This window comes from Streptomyces sp. NPDC001889, from assembly GCF_053594535.1.
On the sequence record NZ_JBSFER010000009.1, the window covers coordinates 38,539 to 57,049 of the forward strand.

An 18,511-nucleotide genomic window follows, 5' to 3' on the forward strand; every position below is an offset into this window, starting at 1 on the left:
TTCCCGGGCCCGGCCGGGGATCACGGACGGCGTGCCACGAAGACGAACTCCCGCCCCGGCCGGTCGGGCGCGTCGCGGACGTCCTCCACCGCATAGCCCTGGTCGACCAGGTCCCGCTCGACCTCCTCGCGCTCCCGGAAACGCAGCGTCGAATCCGATGTCAGCACCGCCCCGTCCGCCGCGAACGCGTACGTCCAGCGGAAGGTCACCAGGGGCAGGCTCACCTCGGTCACCCGGACCCAGGTCTCGACCGCGCCGACGCCCGCGATCTCCGTCACCCGGCGGGTGTGCTCGCGGGTCCACTCCTCCCAGGCCCGCCGCGCCGGGTCGCGGGTCTCAAGAACCAGATGCCCACCGGGGCGCAGTGCCTCATGGGCTCCCCGCAGCGTCCTGTGCCATGTGTCCGGGTCGGTGATCTCCTGGGCGACGTTCGCCGTCATGGTGGCGAGGTCGACCCGCAGCGGGGGCAGGTCCGTCGCGTCGCCGCGGATCCAGCGGACCCGCTCCGCGCCCGGTTTCGCCCGGGCGACATCGAGGGAGGCCAGGGCGGGATCGACGCCGACGACCTCGATTCCGCGGTCGGCGAGGAGAAGCGCGAACACCCCGGTGCCGCAGCCGATGTCCAGCACCCGGCGGGCCCCGGACTCCTCCGCGAGCCGGAGATAGGCGTCGAGATCGCCGCGGTCGGGGTCGAGCGGATCGTAGAGCGCGGCGAGCCGTGGGTGCGCGAAACCGTCGTCAGCCATGCGAGCGAAGGTAGCCGTGGGCGGGCCCGAGCGGCCACGGGATTTCCCCGCCGGTCTCCCCCGCTCTCCCCCGCTCGCCCGGGCCCGGGCCCGCCCGGTGTCCGGGCCCGGGCCCGCCCGGCGCGGCACGGAAGGCGGGGGCCGTCAGACCGCCGGTCCCGGATCGACCGGGTGGGCGGCCAGGGCGTGCACCGTGACATCCATCCAGGGCCAGACCGGCAGCGCCGAGATGACGCTGTGGAGTTCGGTGGGGTCGGCGGCCCGCCACAGCCCCCAGTTCTCGGTCCGGCCGGGCACCCGCCACATGCGGACCAGATGTCCGGACGCGGCGAGTTCGGCGGCGCGGCGGCGCTCCTCTTCGGAGACCGCCGCCTTGAGCCCGGGGTCCATGCCCTCGGGCCAGGTGATCTGGATGTTGACGAGAAATTCCATGGGAGGTGTCCTGTTCCTGAGGGGCCGGGAAGGGTTCCGGAAGGGGCGGGGGCCGGCGGCGGGCGGTCAGTCGCCGAACGGGTCGGCCGGGGTGCCGTACTCGGTGACGACCGACTTGGTCTGGAGGAACTCGGCGACCGCCTCGACGCCGTTCTCCCGCCCCAGGCCGGACTGCTTGTAGCCGCCGAACGGCACGCTCCAGTGCAGCAGCCGGTAGGTGTTCACCCAGACCACGCCCGCCTCCAGCCGCCGGGCCACCCGGTGCGCGCGGGCCGCGTCGCGGGTCCAGAAGCCCGCGGCCAGGCCGTACTCGACGGAGTTGGCGAGCGCGACGGCCTCGTCCTCGGTGTCGAAGGGGTGCACGGTGACGACCGGTCCGAAGATCTCCTCCCGGCAGACCGCGAGATCGGGCGCGGCGTCGGCCAGCACGGTCGGCTCGTACCAGAAACCCGCTTCGGCGGGCGCGGCGACGGCCGCCCGCCGCCCCCCGGTGACCGCCCGCGCGCCCTTCGCCAGGGCGTCGTCCACATATCCCTCGATCCGCGCCAGGGCCGCCGCCGAGGCCACCGGTCCGACGTGCGTGCGCGGATCGCGGGGGTCGCCGACGCGCAGCCGGCCGACCGCCTCCCCGTACCGGCGGAGGAACTCCTCGTACACCTCGCGCTGGACCAGGACCCGGGAGCCCGCGACACAGGTCTGGCCGGCCGCGGCGAAGGCGCCCTGCCGGGCCGCGACCACGGCGGCGTCGAGATCGCCGTCGGCGAAGACGATGTGCGCGGACTTGCCGCCCGCCTCGCAGACATAGCGCTTCATCCGCTCGGCCGCGCGCGCTCCGAGCGCACGGGCGACCGCGGTGCTGCCGGTGAAGGTGACCATGGCGACGTCGGGGTGGTCGGTGAGGCGGCGGCCCTCGTCGGCGCCGCCGATGACCACGCTGATCACCCCGGGCGGGAAACCCGCCTCCAGGGCCAGTTCGGCGAGGCGCACCGAGGAGGCCGGGGCCTGCGGCGGCGGTTTGAGGATCACGGTGTTGCCCGCGGCGAGCGCGGGGGCGAGCTTCCAGGAGCCGAGCGAGAGAGCGCCGTTGAAGGGGGTGAGCGCGGCGACGACGCCCAGCGGCTCCCGGGTGATGAGCGCCCTCGCCGTGCCGCCGAGGGGACGGGAGACGTCCTCCATGGTCTCCGCAACGGCCGCGAAGTAGCGGTACCAGCGGGCCAGCGCGCCGACCTCGCCCCGGGTGGCCGTGAGCGGTTTGCCGTTCGCCCGGGTCTCCAGCGCCGCGAGTTCCTCGGTGTGCGCCACCAGCACATCGCCGAGGCGGTGGAGCAGATCGGCGCGGGCGTGGGCGGGGAGCGCGCCCCAGGAGGGGGCGAGGAAGGCGGCGCGGGCGGCGGCCACGGCCGGGTCCACGGCGTCCGGGTCCTGGTGGGCGCGGGCCCAGATCTCGCCGGTCGCCGGATCGGTCAGCGGCACCGCCGTACCCGCGGGTGCGCGCCTGGCCCCGCCCGTGTGGGAGGTGTAGTCCTCGATGGCCGGCGGGGTGTCGGGGGTGGTCATGGAGCGGTGGTCCTTTCCTGGGACGGGGACGGGGACGGGGACGGGTGCGGGGACGGGCTCTCGGCCGCCGGGATCTCCGGGGACGGGACCTTCGGGGACGGGACCTTCGGGGACGGACCCTTCGGGGACAGGGCGGCCCGTACGTCGGGCGCGTCGGCGTGGTGGCAGGCCAGAGTGTGCCCGGGCGCCCCGGCGGCGACCGTCGGGGGCGGCGCGCCCTCGCGGCAGACCTCGGTGGCGAACGGACAGGAGCGCTGGAAGCGGCAGCCCGGCAGCGGATGGGCCGGGTCCGGGGGTTCCGCGCGGGTACGGATCTCGCCGCGGAGGCCGGGCGCCCGGGGATCGGGCACGGGGACGGCCGCCAGCAGCGCGTGGGTGTAGGGGTGGCGCGGCGCGGCGAACACCTCATCGCAGGGGCCGCTCTCCATGATCAGGCCCCCGTACATGACGATGACATGGTCCGAGATGTGCCGTACCACGCTCATGTCGTGGGAGATGAAGAGAAAGCTGACGTCCTGGTCGCGGCGGAGGTCCTTGAGGAGGTTGACGATCTGGCCCTGGATGCTGACGTCGAGCGCGGAGACGATCTCGTCGCAGACGATGAAGCGGGGCTCGACCGCGAGGGCGCGGGCGATGGCCGCGCGCTGGCGCTGGCCGCCGGAGAGTTCATGGGGGTAGCGGTCGGCCAGCTCCGGGCGGAGGCCGACCTGCGCGAGGAGTTCCCCGACCCGCTCCCCGGTCCTCTCACGGGGTGCCGTCCGGTGCACGGTGACGACCTCGCGGATCATCGCCCTGATGGTCATGCGCGGGTTGAGACTGGCGTACGGGTCCTGGTGGACGATCTGCGCGAGCCGGGGCAGCCCGCCCTCGCGGCGGATCTCGTCCAGGGCCCGGCCGTGCATGCTGACCCGGCCCGAGGCGATGGGCGAGAGGCCGACCAGAGCGCGCCCGGTGGTGGTCTTCCCGCTGCCGCTCTCGCCGACGAGGGTGACGATGCCGCGGGCGGGGACGGTGAAGGAGACGCCGTCCACGGCGTGCGCGGTGCCGGTGACCCGGCGCAGGACTCCGGTGCGGATGGGGAAGTGGACCCGCAGATCGGAGACGGCGACAGCGACGGCGTCGGAGGCGGAGGCGGAGGCGGAGGCGGAGGCGGAGGCGGAGGCGGAGGCGGAGGCGGAGGCGGCGACTGAACCGGAGGCGGACACGGGTTGCCCGGCGCCGGCGGGGGGCGAGGTGTCGGCGGGGGGCGAGGTGTCGGCGGCGTTCATGAGCGCTCTCCTCGGTGGTCCGGCGTGCCGGCGGCGACCGGTTCGGTGTGGGGGCAGCGGACGAGATGCCCGGGAGCGGCGGAGGTGAGGGTGAGCAGTTCCGGTACGCGGTCCCCGCACTCCGCGCGGGCGGCGGCGCACCGGGGCTGGAAGGCGCAGCCGGGCGGCGGCGCCGCGGGGTCGGGCGGGAAGCCGGGGATGGCGGGCAGATACTCCACCCGCTCGCGGTCCATCCGGGGAATGGACTCCATCAGCGCCCGGGTGTAGGGGTGGCCCGGCTGGTCGAAGAGCGCGGTGGTGGGCGCCGTCTCCACGATCCGGCCCGCGTACATCACCGCGATCCGGTCGGTGACCCCGGCGACGACCCCGAGGTCGTGCGTGATGAGGATGAGGGCCATCCGGAGGTCCTTGCGGAGCCGGTCGATGAGCTGGAGCACCTGGGACTGGATGGTGACGTCGAGGGCGGTGGTGGGCTCGTCGGCGATCAGGACCCGGGGTTCGCGGCTGATGGCCATGGCGATCAGCACGCGCTGGCGCATACCGCCGGAGAGTTCGTGGGGGTGGCTGCGGAGCCGTTCACGGGCGCCGGGGAGGCCGACGAGGTCCAGGAGTTCGGCGCACCGCGCGGCGGCGGCCCGCCGGCTGAAGCCGTCGTAGTGGATGAGGGGTTCGGCCATCTGCGTGCCGATGGTCATGGCCGGATTGAGCGCGGAGAGCGCGTCCTGGGAGACGAGCCCGATGCCGGAGCCCCGGACGGTGCGCATCTGGCGGGGGGTGAGCGTGGTCAGGTCCCTGCCGTCGAAGGTCACCCGGCCGGAGATCTCGACGCCGGTGGGGGCGAGCATCCGCAGCACGGCCAGCATGGTCTGGCTCTTGCCGCAGCCGGACTCGCCGACGACGCCGAGCGATTCGCCGGCGGCGACGCTGAAGGAGACATCGCGCACGGTCTCCAGGGGGGCGCCGTCGCCCCGGTCCTGGCCGTGGTGGGCGACCCTGAGGTGTTCGACTTCCAGTACGGTCACGGTGAGGTCCTCCCTCTAAGCCAGTTTGATCTTCGGGTTGAAGTACGCCTGGACCACGTCGACCAGGAAATTGATCAGCACGAACGCGATGGCGATCACCAGAATCCCGCCCTGTACGAGGGGGATGTCCCGGGTGGAGATGGCCTGGTGGAGGGCGAGGCCGATGCCCGGCCAGGAGAACACCGTCTCGGTGAGCACCGCGCCGCTGAGCAGGAATCCCGCCTGGAGGCCGATCACCGTGACGACGGACGGCATGGCGTTGGGGAGCACATGGCGGACGATCACCCGGAACTCGCCGACGCCGCGTGAGCGGGCGGTGCGGACGTAGTCGTTGCCGATCACCTCCAGCACCGATGAGCGGGTCATCCGGGCGATGACCGCCAGCGACCAGGCGGCGAGGGTGATGACCGGCAGCACCATGTGGGCGGCGACATCGAGGGCTCCGCCGCCGCCGATGGAGGTCATTCCGGTGGCGGGGAGCATCCTCAGTTGCAGCGAGAAGACGACGATGAGCACCAGTCCGAACCAGAACGACGGTACGGAGTTGAAGAACAGCACCCCGACGGTCAGGCCGCGGTCGCGGGCCGAACCGGGTTTCTGCGCGGCCCAGGTGCCGATGGCGACGCCCACGACCGCCGCGACGACGATCGCGGTGCCCGACAGCAGCAGGGTGTTGAGCAGCCGGTCGGAGAGGACCTCGGAGACCGGCCGGCCGAAGGTGAGCGAGCGGCCCAGGTCGCCGCTGAGGAGACTGCCGAGGTAGGTGAAGTAGCGGGAGACGGCCGGTTCGTCCAGGCCGAGGTCCTCGCGGAGCGCCTGGCGGTCCTCCTCGGACGAGGTGGGGCCGAGCAGGGCGCTCGCCTGGTCGCCGGGGATGATCTGGCCGAGGCCGAAGGTGGCGATGGTCACCCCCAGGATGACCGGGAGCATGTGCAGCGCGCGGCGCAGCGTGAAGGTCAGCATGGTGAGTCTCCAGGGCTGTTCATGACCGGCTCCACCGGGTCCGCGGGGTGCGTGTGCCGCCGCGCGCGGCCCGGGACGTGCGGCTGCGCGGGTCCAGACGGTCGCGGATGCCGTCCCCGAGCAGGTTGAACCCGACGGCGAGCACGACGATCGCGAGGCCGGGGATGGTGGCGACATGCGGCGCCGTCACCAGCAGGGCGCGTCCGCCGCTGAGCATCTGGCCCCAGTCGGGGGTGGGCGGCTGGGCGCCCAGGCCGAGGAAGGCGAGGCTGGAACTGAGGATGACGTTGCGGCCGGTCTGGAGGGTGGCGAAGACGACCACGCCGCCGAGCAGGTTCGGGGTGATGTGGCGGAACGCGATGCGCGCATGGCCGTAGCCAAGGGCGCCCGCGGCCTCCACGTACTGCTCCTGCCGCAGGGCGATGACATTGCCCCGGACGATCCGCCCGAACTCGGGGACGGTGACCACGACCATGGCGATGACCATGGAGGTGATGCCGGGGCCGAGGGCGACGCCGATGCCGAGGGCGAGCAGAATCCCGGGGAAGGAGAACATCACATCGAAGATGCGCATCAGCGTGCTGTCGAGCCAGCCGCCGACATAGCCGGAGAGCAGTCCGACGCAGCCGCCGATGACGAGCGCCGCCAGCGTCGGCAGCACGGCGACCAGCAGGGCGAGCCGGGTGCCGTACATCAGCCTGCTGAGAATGTCGCGGCCGACCTCGTCGGTGCCGAGGAGGTGGCCGCCGCTGAAGGGGCCGAGTCCGATGGCCGAGGGGTTGGTGGCGAGCGGGTCGTCCGGGGCGATCAGCGGGGCGAGGAGGGCGACCAGGATCGTGGTGGCGACGATGGCACCGCCGATGAGGGCGGTGGCGTTGCCGGAGCCCGTCAGCGCGCGGAGGCGGGTGCGCCGCCGGGGGGCTCCGGCCCGCACGGCGGCGGGGCTGGGTGGTGGAGCGGTGGCCTTCATGGCTGTGATCTCCTCACCGGCGGCGGATGGTGGTGTAGTCGATGTAGACGGACGCGGCGGGCACGACCCCGTCCACCGCGCGGCTCAGCAGGCGGGGCAGCCGGTCCTGGTAGAGGAAGACCCAGGGCGCGTCGGCCGCGATGCCGGCGGCGGCTTCCCGGTAGAGCGCCGTACGGCGGTCCGCGTCGGGTTCGCCCCGGGCGCGGTCGAGGAGTGCGTCGACGTCCCGGTCGCGGTACCAGCCGCGGTTGACGCCGTTGGGGGGATGCAGTTCCCCGCTGAACATCCGCTCCAGGAAGTCGGCGGCGTCGGCTCCGGTGGTCCATCCGTTGAAGGAGCCGTGGGTGGTGCCGTTGTAGCCGTTGCCCTCCTCGGCGACGAGCGAGGCGAACTCCATGTACTGGGTGTCCAGCCGGACGCCGACCGCTCTGAGGTCCTGCTGGATGAGCGACATGATCTCGGTGGCCTGGGAGAAGCCGGGGCCGCTGTCGGGTGCGAGCATCCGCAGCCGTACGGGGGTGGGCACCCCGCTCTCGCGGATGAGCCGGCGGGCCCGTTCGGGGTCGTACGAGTCGGCGGCGGCTCCGGCGCTCTCCCGGTACGCCTCGTTGCCCCGGGGCAGCGGCCCGGTGGAGGGGGCGACCTGCCGGCCGGTGAGGGTGGCGATCGCCCGGCGGTCGACGGCGTGGTTGAGCGCCTGCCGGAAGAGGGCGTTGTCGGTCGGGGCGATCCGGGTGTTGAGCCGGAGGAAGTACTGGTTGGCGGGTTCGGGGTACTGCACGGTCATGGTGCCGCCGCCGGCGAGCTGCTGGACCTGCTGGGCCCCGGCGCTGAGGATGGCGTCCACCTCGCCGGTCTGGGCGGCGATGGCGAGGGTGGTGGGGTCGGTGACGGACTCCACGATGATGGAGGGGGTCTTGGGGACACCGCCCCAGTAGGCGGGGTTCCGCTTCAGTGTGATGCGTTTGCCGCGGTCGGCGGACTTCTGGGTGAAGGGGCCGGTGCCGACGGGGTGGAGGCCGATGTCGTCGGCCCGGTGCGCGCGGAGCGCCGTGGGGCTGATGATCGACATCCTGCGGTCGGTGAGCACCCGGGGCAGGCCGGCGTACGGCTCGGTGAGTCCGAGGGTGACGGTGTGCGGGCCGCGGACCTCGACCTTCTTGATCCAGCGGGTCAGGAACTTCATGTTGCCGGCGGCCGTCGGATCGTGGAAGGCGGACTTCTCGTCCATGATCCGGTCGAAGTTGGCCTTGACGGCCGCGGCGTCGAAGGGCGAGCCGTCGGCGAAGTCGACCCCCTCGCGGAGCTCAAGGGTGTACGTCCGCGCGTCCGGGGAGGCCCGCCAGGACTCGGCGAGCCCGGGGCGCAGCTCGGGCGCCTGGGCCGTCTCGGTGCCGAGGTCCTCGCGGATCAGCGGGTCGAAGAGGGCGTCGATGACGCGGAGCACCGGGGTGCCGGAGGCACGGTGCGGGTCCAGCGTGGGGATCTCGCCCTCGGCACCGATGATCAGGGTGTCCCGGTCGCGGCCGAAGGAGGGGTTGGCGCTGCAACCGGTGAGCAGGAGGCCCGTGACGGCCACACCGCTCACTATGCGGCTCAGTTGTCTTCCTCGTGGGCGCTGGCGCCCACTGCGGTGCGAAAGCCTCATGCTTATCGCCTTTGCTCGTGGTGGAGGTCGTGGAGAACCGCTCCGGCCGTGTTCCTGCCTGGTGTTCCGGTGATGTAGCCGCCGGGCCATGTCCCGGCGCCGCTGACGTAGAAGCCCCGGAGGGGGGTGCGGTAGGCGGCGACCTCGGGGTGCGGGCGGGCCCCGAAGAGGTTGCCGGGCAGCATGTCCCCGTGGGTGATGTTGCTCTCCGGCAGGCCCAGTTCGCTCTCGATCTCCACGGGATTCATGAACCGGTGGTCGATGACGCGCTCGGCGAGCCCCGGCATCAGCCGGGACAGCTCCTCGACGCACCGGCGCCCGAAGCGCTCCGTGCGCTCGGCGTCCCAGGGGCCGTCGTGCGGACGGTAGGGGGCGTGCCAGGCGTTGACGCTGATGAGATGGGTGTTCCCCGGGGTGAGTCCGGGCGAGGTGAGGGTCGGTATCAGCCCCCACATCAGGGGCTCCTCGCTGGCGTGGCCCCGCAGCGCCCGGGAGATCGACTCCTCGATCCGGCCGAGCGAGGAGCCCACCCGGAACTGGCAGGCCCGCACCCGGCCGGGATCGGCGTCCTCGGGGAGCCCCGCGTAGGCGGGCAGCGAGTCGACCTCCAGGACGACCTTGAACGCCGATCCGCGCATCGCCGTGCCCGCGACCTCCGCGCGGATCTCGGGTCCCATCGCCGCGTCGTCCAGCAGATCGCGGAAGAGGTGGACGGGGTTGACCGCCGACACCACCCGGTCGGCGGTGAACTCCTCACCCGACGCGGTGACCACACCCCGGACCCGGGCGTCTCTGTGCAGGACGCGCGCCACCGGGGACGCGGTGCGCAGGGTGACCCCGTGGGCGCGGCAGCACTCCTCCAGCGCGTCCGCGATCGCGCTCATCGACCCGACCGGGAGACCGGTGGAGCCGCGGAGCGCGACCCGCTCGGCGGCGTCGCCGGAGCGGGTCGCGCCCGCCGCCGCCAGGGCGAACGGACGCATCATCAGTCCGACGGCGCTGCCGGGTGTCGAGGGCGGTACGAGCTGGGCGTTCAGCGCCAGCAGGGCGAGCAGCGCCTTGGCCTGGTCCGACCGGAGACGCTCGTCGAGGAGGCCGGTGAGGCTGCCGTCGAAGACGGCGGCGAAGAGGTCGCGCTCCTGGGGGTCGGTCAGCCGCTCCCGGAGGGCGGAGAGCGCGGGCGGGGGGTCGTCCAGGGAGACCTTCAGGCTCGCGCCGAGCCGTTCGAGAGCGCTGATCAGCCCTCGGTAGCGGTCGGCCTCGCCCGGTGCGAAGGCGTCGAGCTGCCGGTCGACGCGGGCGGGGTCGCGCCAGCCGAGGAAGCACCGGCCGTCGAACTGCTGGACGACGGTCGGATCGGCCCGGATGAACCGGAGACCGTGGTCGGCGAGCCGGAGTTCGCTGACGACGGCCGGGTTGAGCGACCCGGGCGAGTTGGTGAAGGCGAGGCTGCGGCCGGGCAGGAACTCATAGCTCCCGCAGGGCCCGCCGAGTCGCCGGCGGGCCTCGACCACGGCGACGCGCAGTCCCGCCCGGCCCAGATACGCGGCTGTCACCAGCCCGTTGTGGCCGCCTCCGACGACCACGACGTCAAACCGGTTCATGACCACCCTTCCTCTCCGCGTGCACGCCGTCGTCTCCGCTGCCGTCAGTTCCGGGGGCCGGCCACGAAGCCGGCGTCGAACATCCGCAGCCAGTTGCCGCCGGAGATCCGCTCGATCTCGCTCTCGCTGAATCCGCGCTTGCGCAGCTGTTCCAGGACGGCGGCGTAGCCGCTGCCCGCGGCGAACCACTCGGGGAACTCGACGGGTCCGGAGATGGGGACCATGGGCTTGCGGCTCCAGCGGCCCTGCCGCCACCAGTGGAGTTCCTCGTCGCCCTGCCCGGCGTAGTAGTCGGAGCCGAGTCCGACGTGGTCGACGCCGATCAGGTCGGCGGTGTAGGCGACCATGTCGCAGAACTGGCCGACGGTGCAGTCGACGCCGCTGGGGGCGATCCTCGGGTACATGCTCAGCCCCACGACGCCGCCGGATTCGGCCGCCTTCTTGAGGACCGTGTCCGATTTGTTGCGGAAGGCCAGTTCGACGTTCTCGCCCACGAACCCCCGGGGGTTGGAGTGGGTGATCGCCACGGGCCGTTCGGACGCCTCCAGGGCTTCGAGGGAGGTGCGCTCATTGCAGTGGGAGACGTCGATGAGCATGCCGACCCGGTTCATCTCCCGGATCAGATTGATTCCGTAGGTGCGGGAGAGGCCGGCGTCGTCGCCCTCCCAGCAGCCCGCGCCGGCGGAGTTCTGGGTGTTGTAGGTGAGCTGGGCGATCCGCACCCCGGCCTGGTGGAAGGCGCCGACGAGGTCGAGGTCGTCCTCGAAGGGGCTGCTGTTCTGGAATCCGAGGACGACGGCGGTGCGGCCGTCGTTCCCGGCGGCGCGGATGTCGTCGCCGGAGCGGCCCTCCCGGAGGAGGTCGGCGTTCTCCGCGAGCAGCCGCTGCCAGCGGCCGACCTCGCGCATGGTCTCGGTGGAGTCCTCCCAGATGGCGACGGTGGCGTGGACGCCGGCTATCCCGGCGGCGTGCCACTCCTCGAATCGCTCGCGGGCGGGCTTGACGAACTGCAATGCGTCTACCAGCACGTGCTGTCCTCTTCTGACGGGTGGGGCCGTGTCGTCCGGGCGGGGTGCCGGCCCGGCCGTGCGGCCCGGTGGGGTGCGGTGGGTTTCTTCGGGGTGCGGTGGTGTGGCGATCGGCCGCGATGGGGCCGGCGGGTGGCGCCGGTCGCCGCGGTGGGCCCGGCCGGTGTCAGACCACGCGGCCGAGGCGGCCGAGCTGGGGGATCTCGTCGCGGAGCCCCAGGGTCCGCAGGGCGCTCCAGAGGGAGGCCTGATTGCTGGTCACCACGGGGCGCCCGGTGTCCATTTCGAGGTAGGGCAGGATCTCGAAGGTCCGGTAGGTGCCGCAGGAGATCAGCAGCGCGTCGGCGTCGGGGGCGGCCCTGTGCAGCCTGCGCCCGAGCCGGTAGGCGCTGTCCGCGTCGTGGACGCTGGCCTCGTAGGGGTCGGTCATCTGGAGCCCCTCCATCACGGGCACCTCGAAGCCGACGGCGGTGAGGTACGCGCGCAGCGCCTCATTGACCTCGTCCGTGTAGATGCTGCCGACGGCGACCGAGGTGGCGCCCACGGCGCGCAGGGCGTCGACGGTCGCCTGCATCATGGTGATCGCGGCGATCCCGGTCTCGGCCTTGATCTCGTCGGTGACCTTCTCATCGGTGCCGGGGCCCGGGATGAAGGTACCCGGCGCGCCGCACTGCACGATCAGGTCCACCTTGGCGGTGGCGAGTTGCCGGGAGGCGTCCAGCACCTGGCTCATCATGGTGCGGAGACCCTCCGCGTCGACGCGGGGAACGATGGTGCGGGCGTCGGCGAAGGCCACTCCGGTGGGGGCGACCGAGCGCCACTCCTCGGCCCCTTCGATCGCGGTCGCGGGGCGGATCTGTCCGATTCGTGCACGCCAGCCGAGCATCATAGGGCATTTCTCCTGAAATAAGCCGTATCTACGGAAAGATGGGAGTGTCGGGCAGGTCGAGGTCCACCGGGACTGATGTGGTGCACGGATTCTGCTGGGTGGAACGTCGCCCGCATAGCGGCAAAGGTCCCGCTTCCCTCTGGGATCGACCGAGGTCAGCGGCGTCGTAAGCAATCTGGGACAGTGGACCAGATCGTTTGGGACACCGTACCTACGGGTTTCGGCCAGGTCAATGGGGAGGTTTTGCGGCGGGACGGGGCGGAGGTGAGGGCCGGGGCGGGGCGCGGGGCGGTCCGGCGCCCCGGCCACGGCGGCCGGGGCGCGGCGGGCGCGGCGGTGCACTGGGTGCGGGCGGGGGTCTGCTCGGTGCGGGGCGGGGTGGTCCGACCGGTGCGGGCGGCGCGGGGCCTGCGATGCGGGCGGGGGTGCGGGCGGTGCGGCTCGCGGAGGCCCGACCCGTGCGGGCGGGGGTGCGGGCGGTGGTCCGCCCCGTGCGGGCAGGGGTCTGCCCGGTGCGGCGGGCGGTGGTCTGCCCCGTGCGGGCGGCGCCGGGCCTGCGGTGCGGGCGGTGGTCCGACACCTGCGGGCAGTGCGGGCACGGTGGTCCGACCCGTGCGGGCGGTGATCCGCCCGGTGTACGACGGGCGGTGCCGGGCCTGCGGTCGCGCTCGGTGTACGACGGGCGGCGGGCGGCAGACGCGGGCGGCGGGCGGCGGGCGTGAGCCCATCGGGGTGCGGGGCGTGCCCGCCGGGAGGGGCACGCCCCGCACCGCGAACGCGGGCGGCGGGCGAGTCGGCGAGGGCGACGAGGGGCCTCGGGGCCGGCAGTTCCCGGGAGCCGTCTCTCCGGCGGTCCCGGCGGGCCACCACGGTCGAGCGAGACTCTCGCGGAGTACGGGAGGAGCGCGGCACGCGAGTGCGGGGAAGCCGGCCGGGGCGGGCCGACGGCGCGGTGCGCGCACCGGCGCGGCGGACCCCGGTCAGCCGGGGCGGCAGGTGGGCCGGTGCGTGGGCGGGCGGGTGTCAGACGGGCTGGCGCCAGCGGATGGCGATCTGGGCCGCCGCCGCCTGGAGGGTCGGAACCAGCTCGGCCATGCGCTGGTCCGCGAGCCGCGCCTCGGGACCGTAGATGCTCAGCGCCGCGGTGACCGTGCCCTGGGTCGCGATGGGCACGGCCACCCCGCACCCGCCCATGATCCACTCGCCGCGGCTGAAGGCGTACCCCCGGTCGCGGGCGGCGGCGACCCGGTCGACGATCTCCACCGCGTCGGTCGCGCCGGTCGCGGAGACATGCTCCCGCACCAGGTGGTCCAGATGGGCTTCGGGCAGCATCGACAGCAGCACCCGGCCCGTCGCGCCGGAGAAGAGCGAGTAGGGGCGGCCGACCCCCGTGATCAGACGGAGCGGCTGGGAACTCTCCACCTCGTACACCGTCACCCGGCGGCCGTCGACCACGGCGGAGACGCACGCGGTCTCACCCGTCGCGGCGGCGATGCGGGCCGTGGCCTCCGAGGCGGCGGTCACCAGATCGCTGTTGGCGGCGTGGCGCCAGGCCAGGGTGAGCGCGGCCGGACCGATCACGTACTTGCGGGAGTTCTCGTCCATGACGGCGAGCCCGACCCGCTCCAGGGAGGCGAGAATCCGCTGGGTGGAGCTCTTGCTGATCTCCAGGTCCCGGCTCAGCTCACGCACCCCGCGCGGCCGGTCGGCCTCGGCGATCGCCTTGAGCACCAGCAGGGCGTGGTCCACGATCTGCACCGTGCTCGCGGGGGGCGTCCGCTCCCCCGCCGGGGACGCTCCGGCCCGCGAGGAGGTCTCCGCGGACTCCGGCCCCTGTTCGTTCTCCATGGGGCCGGTCCTCTCCCTCGGGAAGCACGGCCCTGTGCGAGGGCCCCCCACCGGGGCGGCCCGGACCCTGTCCGCGCGTTGCTTGAATGATCGCTCGCGATTATCACACAGTGGCCGCCACACCTCGTCATCCACGACCGCCGCCTCGCCGGCCGTCACGGCGACGCGGTGGCGGCGGTGGAGCGCGCGGCCGGCCCCAGGGCGCTGCCCCCGCGCCCCGGGCCGGGCCGGCGGTCCCGCCGCGAGCGGTGCCGCACGGACCGGTTCCCGCCGACCGCCTCCGACCGCGCCCGGCTAGCCGATCCGTGAAGCGAGTTCGCCCAGGATTCGAGCCGCCGGTGCCGGCTCGATCAGCCACTTCAGATGACTGCCCTCAAGGGTGCGCACATCGTACGGATTGTCCGGTGTGAGGGTGTCGCCCTCGCGGATCAGCCGGTCCTGTATGGCGAGCGGCAGGCTGGTGTCGTCGGCCAGGCGGACGTAGGTCTTCGGGATACGGCCCCAGGTCCCGGCCTGTGCCCGGTCGGCGGAGGTGCCGACATCCAGGTTCTCGTCCGGCTGGAAGAGGTTCAGGAAGGCCAGGAACTGCTCGTCGGTGCCGTCGGCCAGGAAGGCCGCCTTGAAGGCCGCGAGGGCGTCCGGGTCGGCGGTGCGGAAGTTGACGCGGAGCAGACCGAGTTCGGCGGGGTCCCCGGCCAGCGCCATGGCCAGGGAGGCGGCGTCGACCGTGGCCATCTCGGGCTCGGCGTAGTAGGCGCTGACGTCGAGGTCGACGGGGCACCAGGCCGAGACGTACACGATGCGGTCGATCAGATCCGGCCGCGCGTTGGCCGCGGCCGTGGCCGTCACTCCGCCGCGGCTGTGGGAGACGAGGATCACCGGCCCGTTGCGCTTGGCCCGTTCGAGGACTCCGATCAGATGCGCGGCGTTGTCGGCGAGCGTGACACCCCTGGTCGAGCCGGGTGCCGCGGCGAGTCCTCCGGGATCTTGTGGTGCCTGGTAGGCGTGTGTATAGGTCGCCGCGAAACCGTGGCCCGGCAGGTCGACGGCAACCGACCGATGTCCCAGAAGGCCCAGTTCGGCCTGGAGCGGTGCGAAGGAGAAGGAGTTGGAGAAGGCTCCGTGGACCAGGACGAGTGTCGGTTGCACGTATCTGCTCACTTTCTGGCGTCCCGTGGCATCGGCGGCCCGCGCGCGCAGCCGGTCCGGCCCGCGGTCATCCGCCGCCGCCCCCACACACGCGGCCCGGGCCACTCGATCTTCGAATGACACAACGTAATGATCATCGAGGCTCATGGCAACGACAGGAGTCCGACGGCGCAAGGGGCCGGCCGGGCGTGGGCGGATCTACAGATCCCGCAGCCAGGAGGCCAGAGCTGTTCCGATGTCGTGGGGCGCGTCCTCCTGGACCATATGGCCGCCCGTGAGCGTCAGATGTGTCTGATTCGGCCATGACCGGGCGATGGCGCGGTGCGCTTCGAACATGACACCCGGGACCGACTCGATGAAGAGTTTGGGAATCGGCGAGGTGGCGAGCCACTCCGCGTAGCCGGTGATGATGTCGTGGACGTCCTTGGGTTCGCCCGCGACGGGGACTTGCCTCGGCCAGGTCAGGGTGGGCCTGCGGGACTCACCCGGCTCGGTGTAGGGGCGCCGGTAGACGGCCATCTCCTCCTCGGAGAGCCCTCGCAGTACCTGATGCGGCAGAACATCCTCGACGAGAGTGTTCCGGCCGAGGACCATCTCCTCCCCCGCGGTGGACCGGATCGCCCGGAGGAACTCGGCTCCCTGGCCGGGCATGTCGTCCCAGGAGGGGATCGTGGCCACGAAGGCCTCCATGTAGGCGATGCCCCGGACCGCGGCAGGGTGCCGGCGGGCCCAGTCGAAGCCCAGGGCCGATCCCCAGTCCTGGACCACCAGGGTCACCCGCTCGCGCACTCCGAGGGCCTGGAGGAGTTCATCCAGGTATCTGCGGTGTTCGACGAAACGGTAGGAGTCGGGGCCGCTTCCGGGGAGCTTGTCCGAGTCACCCATCCCGATCAGATCCGGCGCGATACAGCGCCCTTGGTCCACCACATGCGGGATCACATGGCGCCAGATGTACGACGACGTCGGATTCCCGTGCAGGAGGACGATCGGGTCGCCCTCCCCTTCGTCGATGTACGCCATGTCGAGGCCGCCGACCCGGACGCGGTGCTTCTGGTAGTGGTCCTCTGACGACATCGTTCCTGCTCCTCGCTCTCGGGTTGGCCCGTCCAACCGAGCCACTGGTCGCCGGTGTCCCGGGTCCGGTGGAGCGGGCGGACCGGTCAGGGTACAAGAACGCGCCCCTGGGACGCCGCCCGGCCGCGCTCCCGTGATCACCCGGCAGAGACGGTACGGGGAATGTCGGGTGCCCGGAGCAGGTGGCGCCGCACGATGGGGCCATGGACGACACGACCCTGGATATCCCGTTTCCTTCGCGACGGCTTCGTGAAGCCGGAGGGCGCGGTCGCGCCGCGTGTGGCGGCGGACTGCGCGCGGCTGCTGTGGCGGGAGAGGGGCCGCGACCCGGACGACCCGTCGACGTGGACAGAGCCCGTCCACTGAGTGACGGCATGGCGCGGGGGCCGTTCGCCGCCGCGCCCAACTCCCCTTCGCTGCACCACGCGTACGACCTGCTGGTCGGCGCGGGGCGCCGGCAGCCGCGCTACTCGCTGGGCACCTTCCCGCTGCGCTTCCCGCACGGGGAGGATCCGGACGACCCGGGCCGGCACATCGAGGGAAGCTATCTGCCGGAGGGCGAGAGCTGGTACTTCACGAATCTCCGCTCCCGGGGCCGGGCGCTGCTGATGCTGTTCCTGTTCAGCGAGGTCGGCGAGGAGGACGCCCCGACCCGCATCCGGGCCGGCTCACACCTCGACGTGCGGAGGGTGCTGGAGAGGTGCGGGGAGGAAGGGGCGAGCGGGCTGACCCTCGCACCCGAACTGGTGGCGGCGTCCGGCCACCGGCCACTCGCCCTTGCCACCGGGTCCCCGGGCGATGTCTTCCTGTGCCATCCGTTCCTGGCGCGCGCGGCGCAACCGCATCATGGGGTGCGGCCGCGCTTCATGGCGCAGCCGCCGCTGATGCCCGCGGCACCGTACGCACTGGAGCGGGCCGACGGCGCGTACTCACCCGTGGAGACAGCGATCCGCCGGGGCCTGGGACGGGACATCCCTGGTCGGAGCGGAGATCTCGCACGGCCATCGCCGGTGGAGCGGCCATGACGGAAGAGGAAGGACGCCGGGCGTGCTGGAGCGGCTGAACCAGGCCATGGAGCACATCGAGTGTCATCTCGACCGGACCGTCGACATGGCGGAGCCGGCACGCCTCGCGGCGACCTCGGAGCACCATCCGCGCCGGATGTTCTCGGCGCTCGCGGGCATGCCGCTGTCGGAGTACATCCGGCGTCACCGGCTCACCCTCGCGGGCGCCGAGGTACTCGCGGGGCGTGCCACGCTGCTGGAGATCGCGGTGCGCTACGGCTACGGCTCCGGCGAGGCGTTCGCGCGGGCGTTCCGGGCCATGCACGGCATCGGACCGGGCGAGGCCCGGCGTACCGGCGCCGCGCTCAGCTCCCAGTCCCGGATGGCCTTCCGCCTCACCGTCGAAGGGAGGAGCGGTATGCGCTACCGCATCGTGGACAAGGCGGACTTCACGGTCGCGGGGCCCAGGACCCGGGTACCGCTGGTACATAGCGGGCCGAACCAGGCGATCATGGACTTCGTCCGTGGGATCGCCCCGCGGACCCTGGAGCGCCTGGAGAAGCTCTCGGACCAGGAGCCGCACGGCATCGTCGCGGTCTGCGACGGCCTGGACCCCAGCCGCGCCGAGGGCACCGAACTCGACTACCACCACGGCGTGGTCACCTCCGCGAGAGCTCCGGAGGGCATGACCACACTGGCCGTCCCCGCCGGCACCTGGGCGGTCTTCACCACCTCCGGGCCGGTGCCGCGGGCCATCCAGGAGCTGTGGCGGGACGTGTTCACCGAGTGGTTCCCGTCGAACCCGTACCGCACCCGCACCGGCCCCGAGATCCTGCGCACCCGTCTGCCACCGGAGGGGACCGAGGCGGACGCCGAACTGTGGCTGGCCGTGGAACCCGAGCACCACTGAACACAGCGGCGCCCCCTGACGGCCGAGCGACCCGCCTACCCTGCCGGATACCGGCACCGCAGACGCCCCGCCCCGCACCGGTGCCGGCCCGGCCGGGCGTCGGGCAGCAGCCGACAAGATCCCTCGACAAACGAAGAACTCCCAGCACGGACGAATCCGTACCGGGAGTTCTGTGATGGAGCCGTGGTGTCCGAGGGGGGACTTGAACTCTCCACTCGGGCACCAGCCCACAACCGATCCGACCTGGGGAAACGCCCGCTGACAGGCTTCATTTCGGCGGGCGCTTCTCCTGTTCTTTCCTGCTGTTTCAGGCCCTCTCGGGCCCCTGTTGGTCACGCGTTGGTCATGTGACCAACCCTCCTCCGAGGCGTCCGTCCCTGGTCAGGCTTCCCGGACGGC

The 18,511-nt window shown here is 72.7% G+C and carries 15 protein-coding genes and 1 pseudogene; 2 read left to right on the forward strand and 14 right to left on the reverse strand.

The annotated features are described in order from the left end of the window. Nucleotides 1-20: 20 nt before the first annotated feature. From ACWCRA_RS11780 to ACWCRA_RS11845, 14 genes are all read right to left on the reverse strand, one after another. The gene (locus tag ACWCRA_RS11780) at nt 21-746 is read right to left on the reverse strand and encodes a class I SAM-dependent methyltransferase (RefSeq protein WP_451067343.1); all 726 of its coding nucleotides are present in this window, start codon (nt 744-746) and stop codon (nt 21-23) included. A gap of 144 nt (nt 747-890) precedes the next feature. Next, nucleotides 891-1,178 (reverse strand): muconolactone Delta-isomerase, encoded by a 288-nt coding sequence (locus tag ACWCRA_RS11785; RefSeq protein ID WP_351551678.1) that lies wholly within the window; start codon nt 1,176-1,178, stop codon nt 891-893. Nucleotides 1,179-1,244: 66 nt separating this feature from the next. Further along, nucleotides 1,245-2,735 (reverse strand): aldehyde dehydrogenase family protein, encoded by a 1,491-nt coding sequence (locus ACWCRA_RS11790; RefSeq protein WP_351551680.1) that lies wholly within the window; start codon nt 2,733-2,735, stop codon nt 1,245-1,247. Beyond that, nucleotides 2,732-4,003, reverse strand: a complete 1,272-nt coding sequence (locus ACWCRA_RS11795) for an ABC transporter ATP-binding protein (RefSeq protein WP_451067344.1) — start codon at nt 4,001-4,003, stop codon at nt 2,732-2,734. Before ACWCRA_RS11795 ends, ACWCRA_RS11790 begins: the two co-directional genes overlap by 4 nt. Continuing rightward, the gene (locus tag ACWCRA_RS11800) at nt 4,000-5,025 is read right to left on the reverse strand and encodes an ABC transporter ATP-binding protein (protein WP_351551685.1); all 1,026 of its coding nucleotides are present in this window, start codon (nt 5,023-5,025) and stop codon (nt 4,000-4,002) included. Before ACWCRA_RS11800 ends, ACWCRA_RS11795 begins: the two co-directional genes overlap by 4 nt. 15 nt (nt 5,026-5,040) lie before the next feature. Further along, nucleotides 5,041-5,988 carry an ABC transporter permease gene (locus ACWCRA_RS11805; protein ID WP_351551688.1) on the reverse strand — a complete coding sequence of 316 codons (948 nt, stop codon included), beginning with the start codon at nt 5,986-5,988 and terminating at the stop codon, nt 5,041-5,043. 19 nt (nt 5,989-6,007) lie between these two features. Then, nucleotides 6,008-6,958, reverse strand: a complete 951-nt coding sequence (locus ACWCRA_RS11810; protein ID WP_451067345.1) for an ABC transporter permease — start codon at nt 6,956-6,958, stop codon at nt 6,008-6,010. Between the two features lie 13 nt (nt 6,959-6,971). Beyond that, nucleotides 6,972-8,606: an ABC transporter substrate-binding protein gene (locus tag ACWCRA_RS11815; RefSeq protein WP_351551694.1), complete on the reverse strand. Its 1,635-nt coding sequence runs from the start codon at nt 8,604-8,606 to the stop codon at nt 6,972-6,974. A gap of 2 nt (nt 8,607-8,608) precedes the next feature. Next, nucleotides 8,609-10,210 carry a phytoene desaturase family protein gene (locus ACWCRA_RS11820; protein ID WP_451067346.1) on the reverse strand — a complete coding sequence of 534 codons (1,602 nt, stop codon included), beginning with the start codon at nt 10,208-10,210 and terminating at the stop codon, nt 8,609-8,611. A gap of 44 nt (nt 10,211-10,254) precedes the next feature. After that, entirely contained in the window at nt 10,255-11,238 is a 984-nt protein-coding gene (locus ACWCRA_RS11825) for a dipeptidase (protein ID WP_351551700.1), read from the reverse strand. 166 nt (nt 11,239-11,404) lie between these two features. Further along, on the reverse strand, nt 11,405-12,127 hold the full coding sequence (locus tag ACWCRA_RS11830) for a maleate cis-trans isomerase family protein (protein ID WP_351551703.1): 723 nt from the start codon (nt 12,125-12,127) through the stop codon (nt 11,405-11,407). A 1,023-nt stretch (nt 12,128-13,150) separates the two neighbouring features. Continuing rightward, nucleotides 13,151-13,975 carry an IclR family transcriptional regulator gene (locus ACWCRA_RS11835; protein ID WP_451067347.1) on the reverse strand — a complete coding sequence of 275 codons (825 nt, stop codon included), beginning with the start codon at nt 13,973-13,975 and terminating at the stop codon, nt 13,151-13,153. 294 nt (nt 13,976-14,269) lie between these two features. Then, nucleotides 14,270-15,136: an alpha/beta fold hydrolase gene (locus ACWCRA_RS11840; RefSeq protein ID WP_351551709.1), complete on the reverse strand. Its 867-nt coding sequence runs from the start codon at nt 15,134-15,136 to the stop codon at nt 14,270-14,272. Nucleotides 15,137-15,322: 186 nt separating this feature from the next. Further along, nucleotides 15,323-16,198, reverse strand: a complete 876-nt coding sequence (locus ACWCRA_RS11845) for a haloalkane dehalogenase (RefSeq protein ID WP_451067348.1) — start codon at nt 16,196-16,198, stop codon at nt 15,323-15,325. Between the two features lie 203 nt (nt 16,199-16,401). Here ACWCRA_RS11845 and ACWCRA_RS11850 point away from each other — a divergent pair. Together ACWCRA_RS11850 and ACWCRA_RS11855 are read left to right on the forward strand one after the other, a co-directional pair. Then, nucleotides 16,402-17,223: pseudogene (locus tag ACWCRA_RS11850) on the forward strand (phytanoyl-CoA dioxygenase). Nucleotides 17,224-17,245: 22 nt separating this feature from the next. Next, nucleotides 17,246-18,112 (forward strand): AraC family transcriptional regulator, encoded by an 867-nt coding sequence (locus ACWCRA_RS11855; RefSeq protein ID WP_451067349.1) that lies wholly within the window; start codon nt 17,246-17,248, stop codon nt 18,110-18,112. Nucleotides 18,113-18,511: the final 399 nt, after the last annotated feature.

Bases quoted from the DNA above. Each gene is read 5' to 3' on its own strand.
- ACWCRA_RS11780 (WP_451067343.1), bottom strand. From the start codon at position 746: ATGGCTGACGACGGTTTCGCGCACCCACGGCTCGCCGCGCTCTACGAT.
- ACWCRA_RS11785 (WP_351551678.1), bottom strand. From the start codon at position 1,178: ATGGAATTTCTCGTCAACATCCAGATCACCTGGCCCGAGGGCATGGAC.
- ACWCRA_RS11790 (WP_351551680.1), bottom strand. From the start codon at position 2,735: ATGACCACCCCCGACACCCCGCCGGCCATCGAGGACTACACCTCCCAC.
- ACWCRA_RS11795 (WP_451067344.1), bottom strand. From the start codon at position 4,003: ATGAACGCCGCCGACACCTCGCCCCCCGCCGACACCTCGCCCCCCGCC.
- ACWCRA_RS11805 (WP_351551688.1), bottom strand. From the start codon at position 5,988: ATGCTGACCTTCACGCTGCGCCGCGCGCTGCACATGCTCCCGGTCATC.
- ACWCRA_RS11810 (WP_451067345.1), bottom strand. From the start codon at position 6,958: ATGAAGGCCACCGCTCCACCACCCAGCCCCGCCGCCGTGCGGGCCGGA.
- ACWCRA_RS11815 (WP_351551694.1), bottom strand. From the start codon at position 8,606: ATGAGGCTTTCGCACCGCAGTGGGCGCCAGCGCCCACGAGGAAGACAA.
- ACWCRA_RS11820 (WP_451067346.1), bottom strand. From the start codon at position 10,210: ATGAACCGGTTTGACGTCGTGGTCGTCGGAGGCGGCCACAACGGGCTG.
- ACWCRA_RS11830 (WP_351551703.1), bottom strand. From the start codon at position 12,127: ATGATGCTCGGCTGGCGTGCACGAATCGGACAGATCCGCCCCGCGACC.
- ACWCRA_RS11835 (WP_451067347.1), bottom strand. From the start codon at position 13,975: ATGGAGAACGAACAGGGGCCGGAGTCCGCGGAGACCTCCTCGCGGGCC.
- ACWCRA_RS11845 (WP_451067348.1), bottom strand. From the start codon at position 16,198: ATGTCGTCAGAGGACCACTACCAGAAGCACCGCGTCCGGGTCGGCGGC.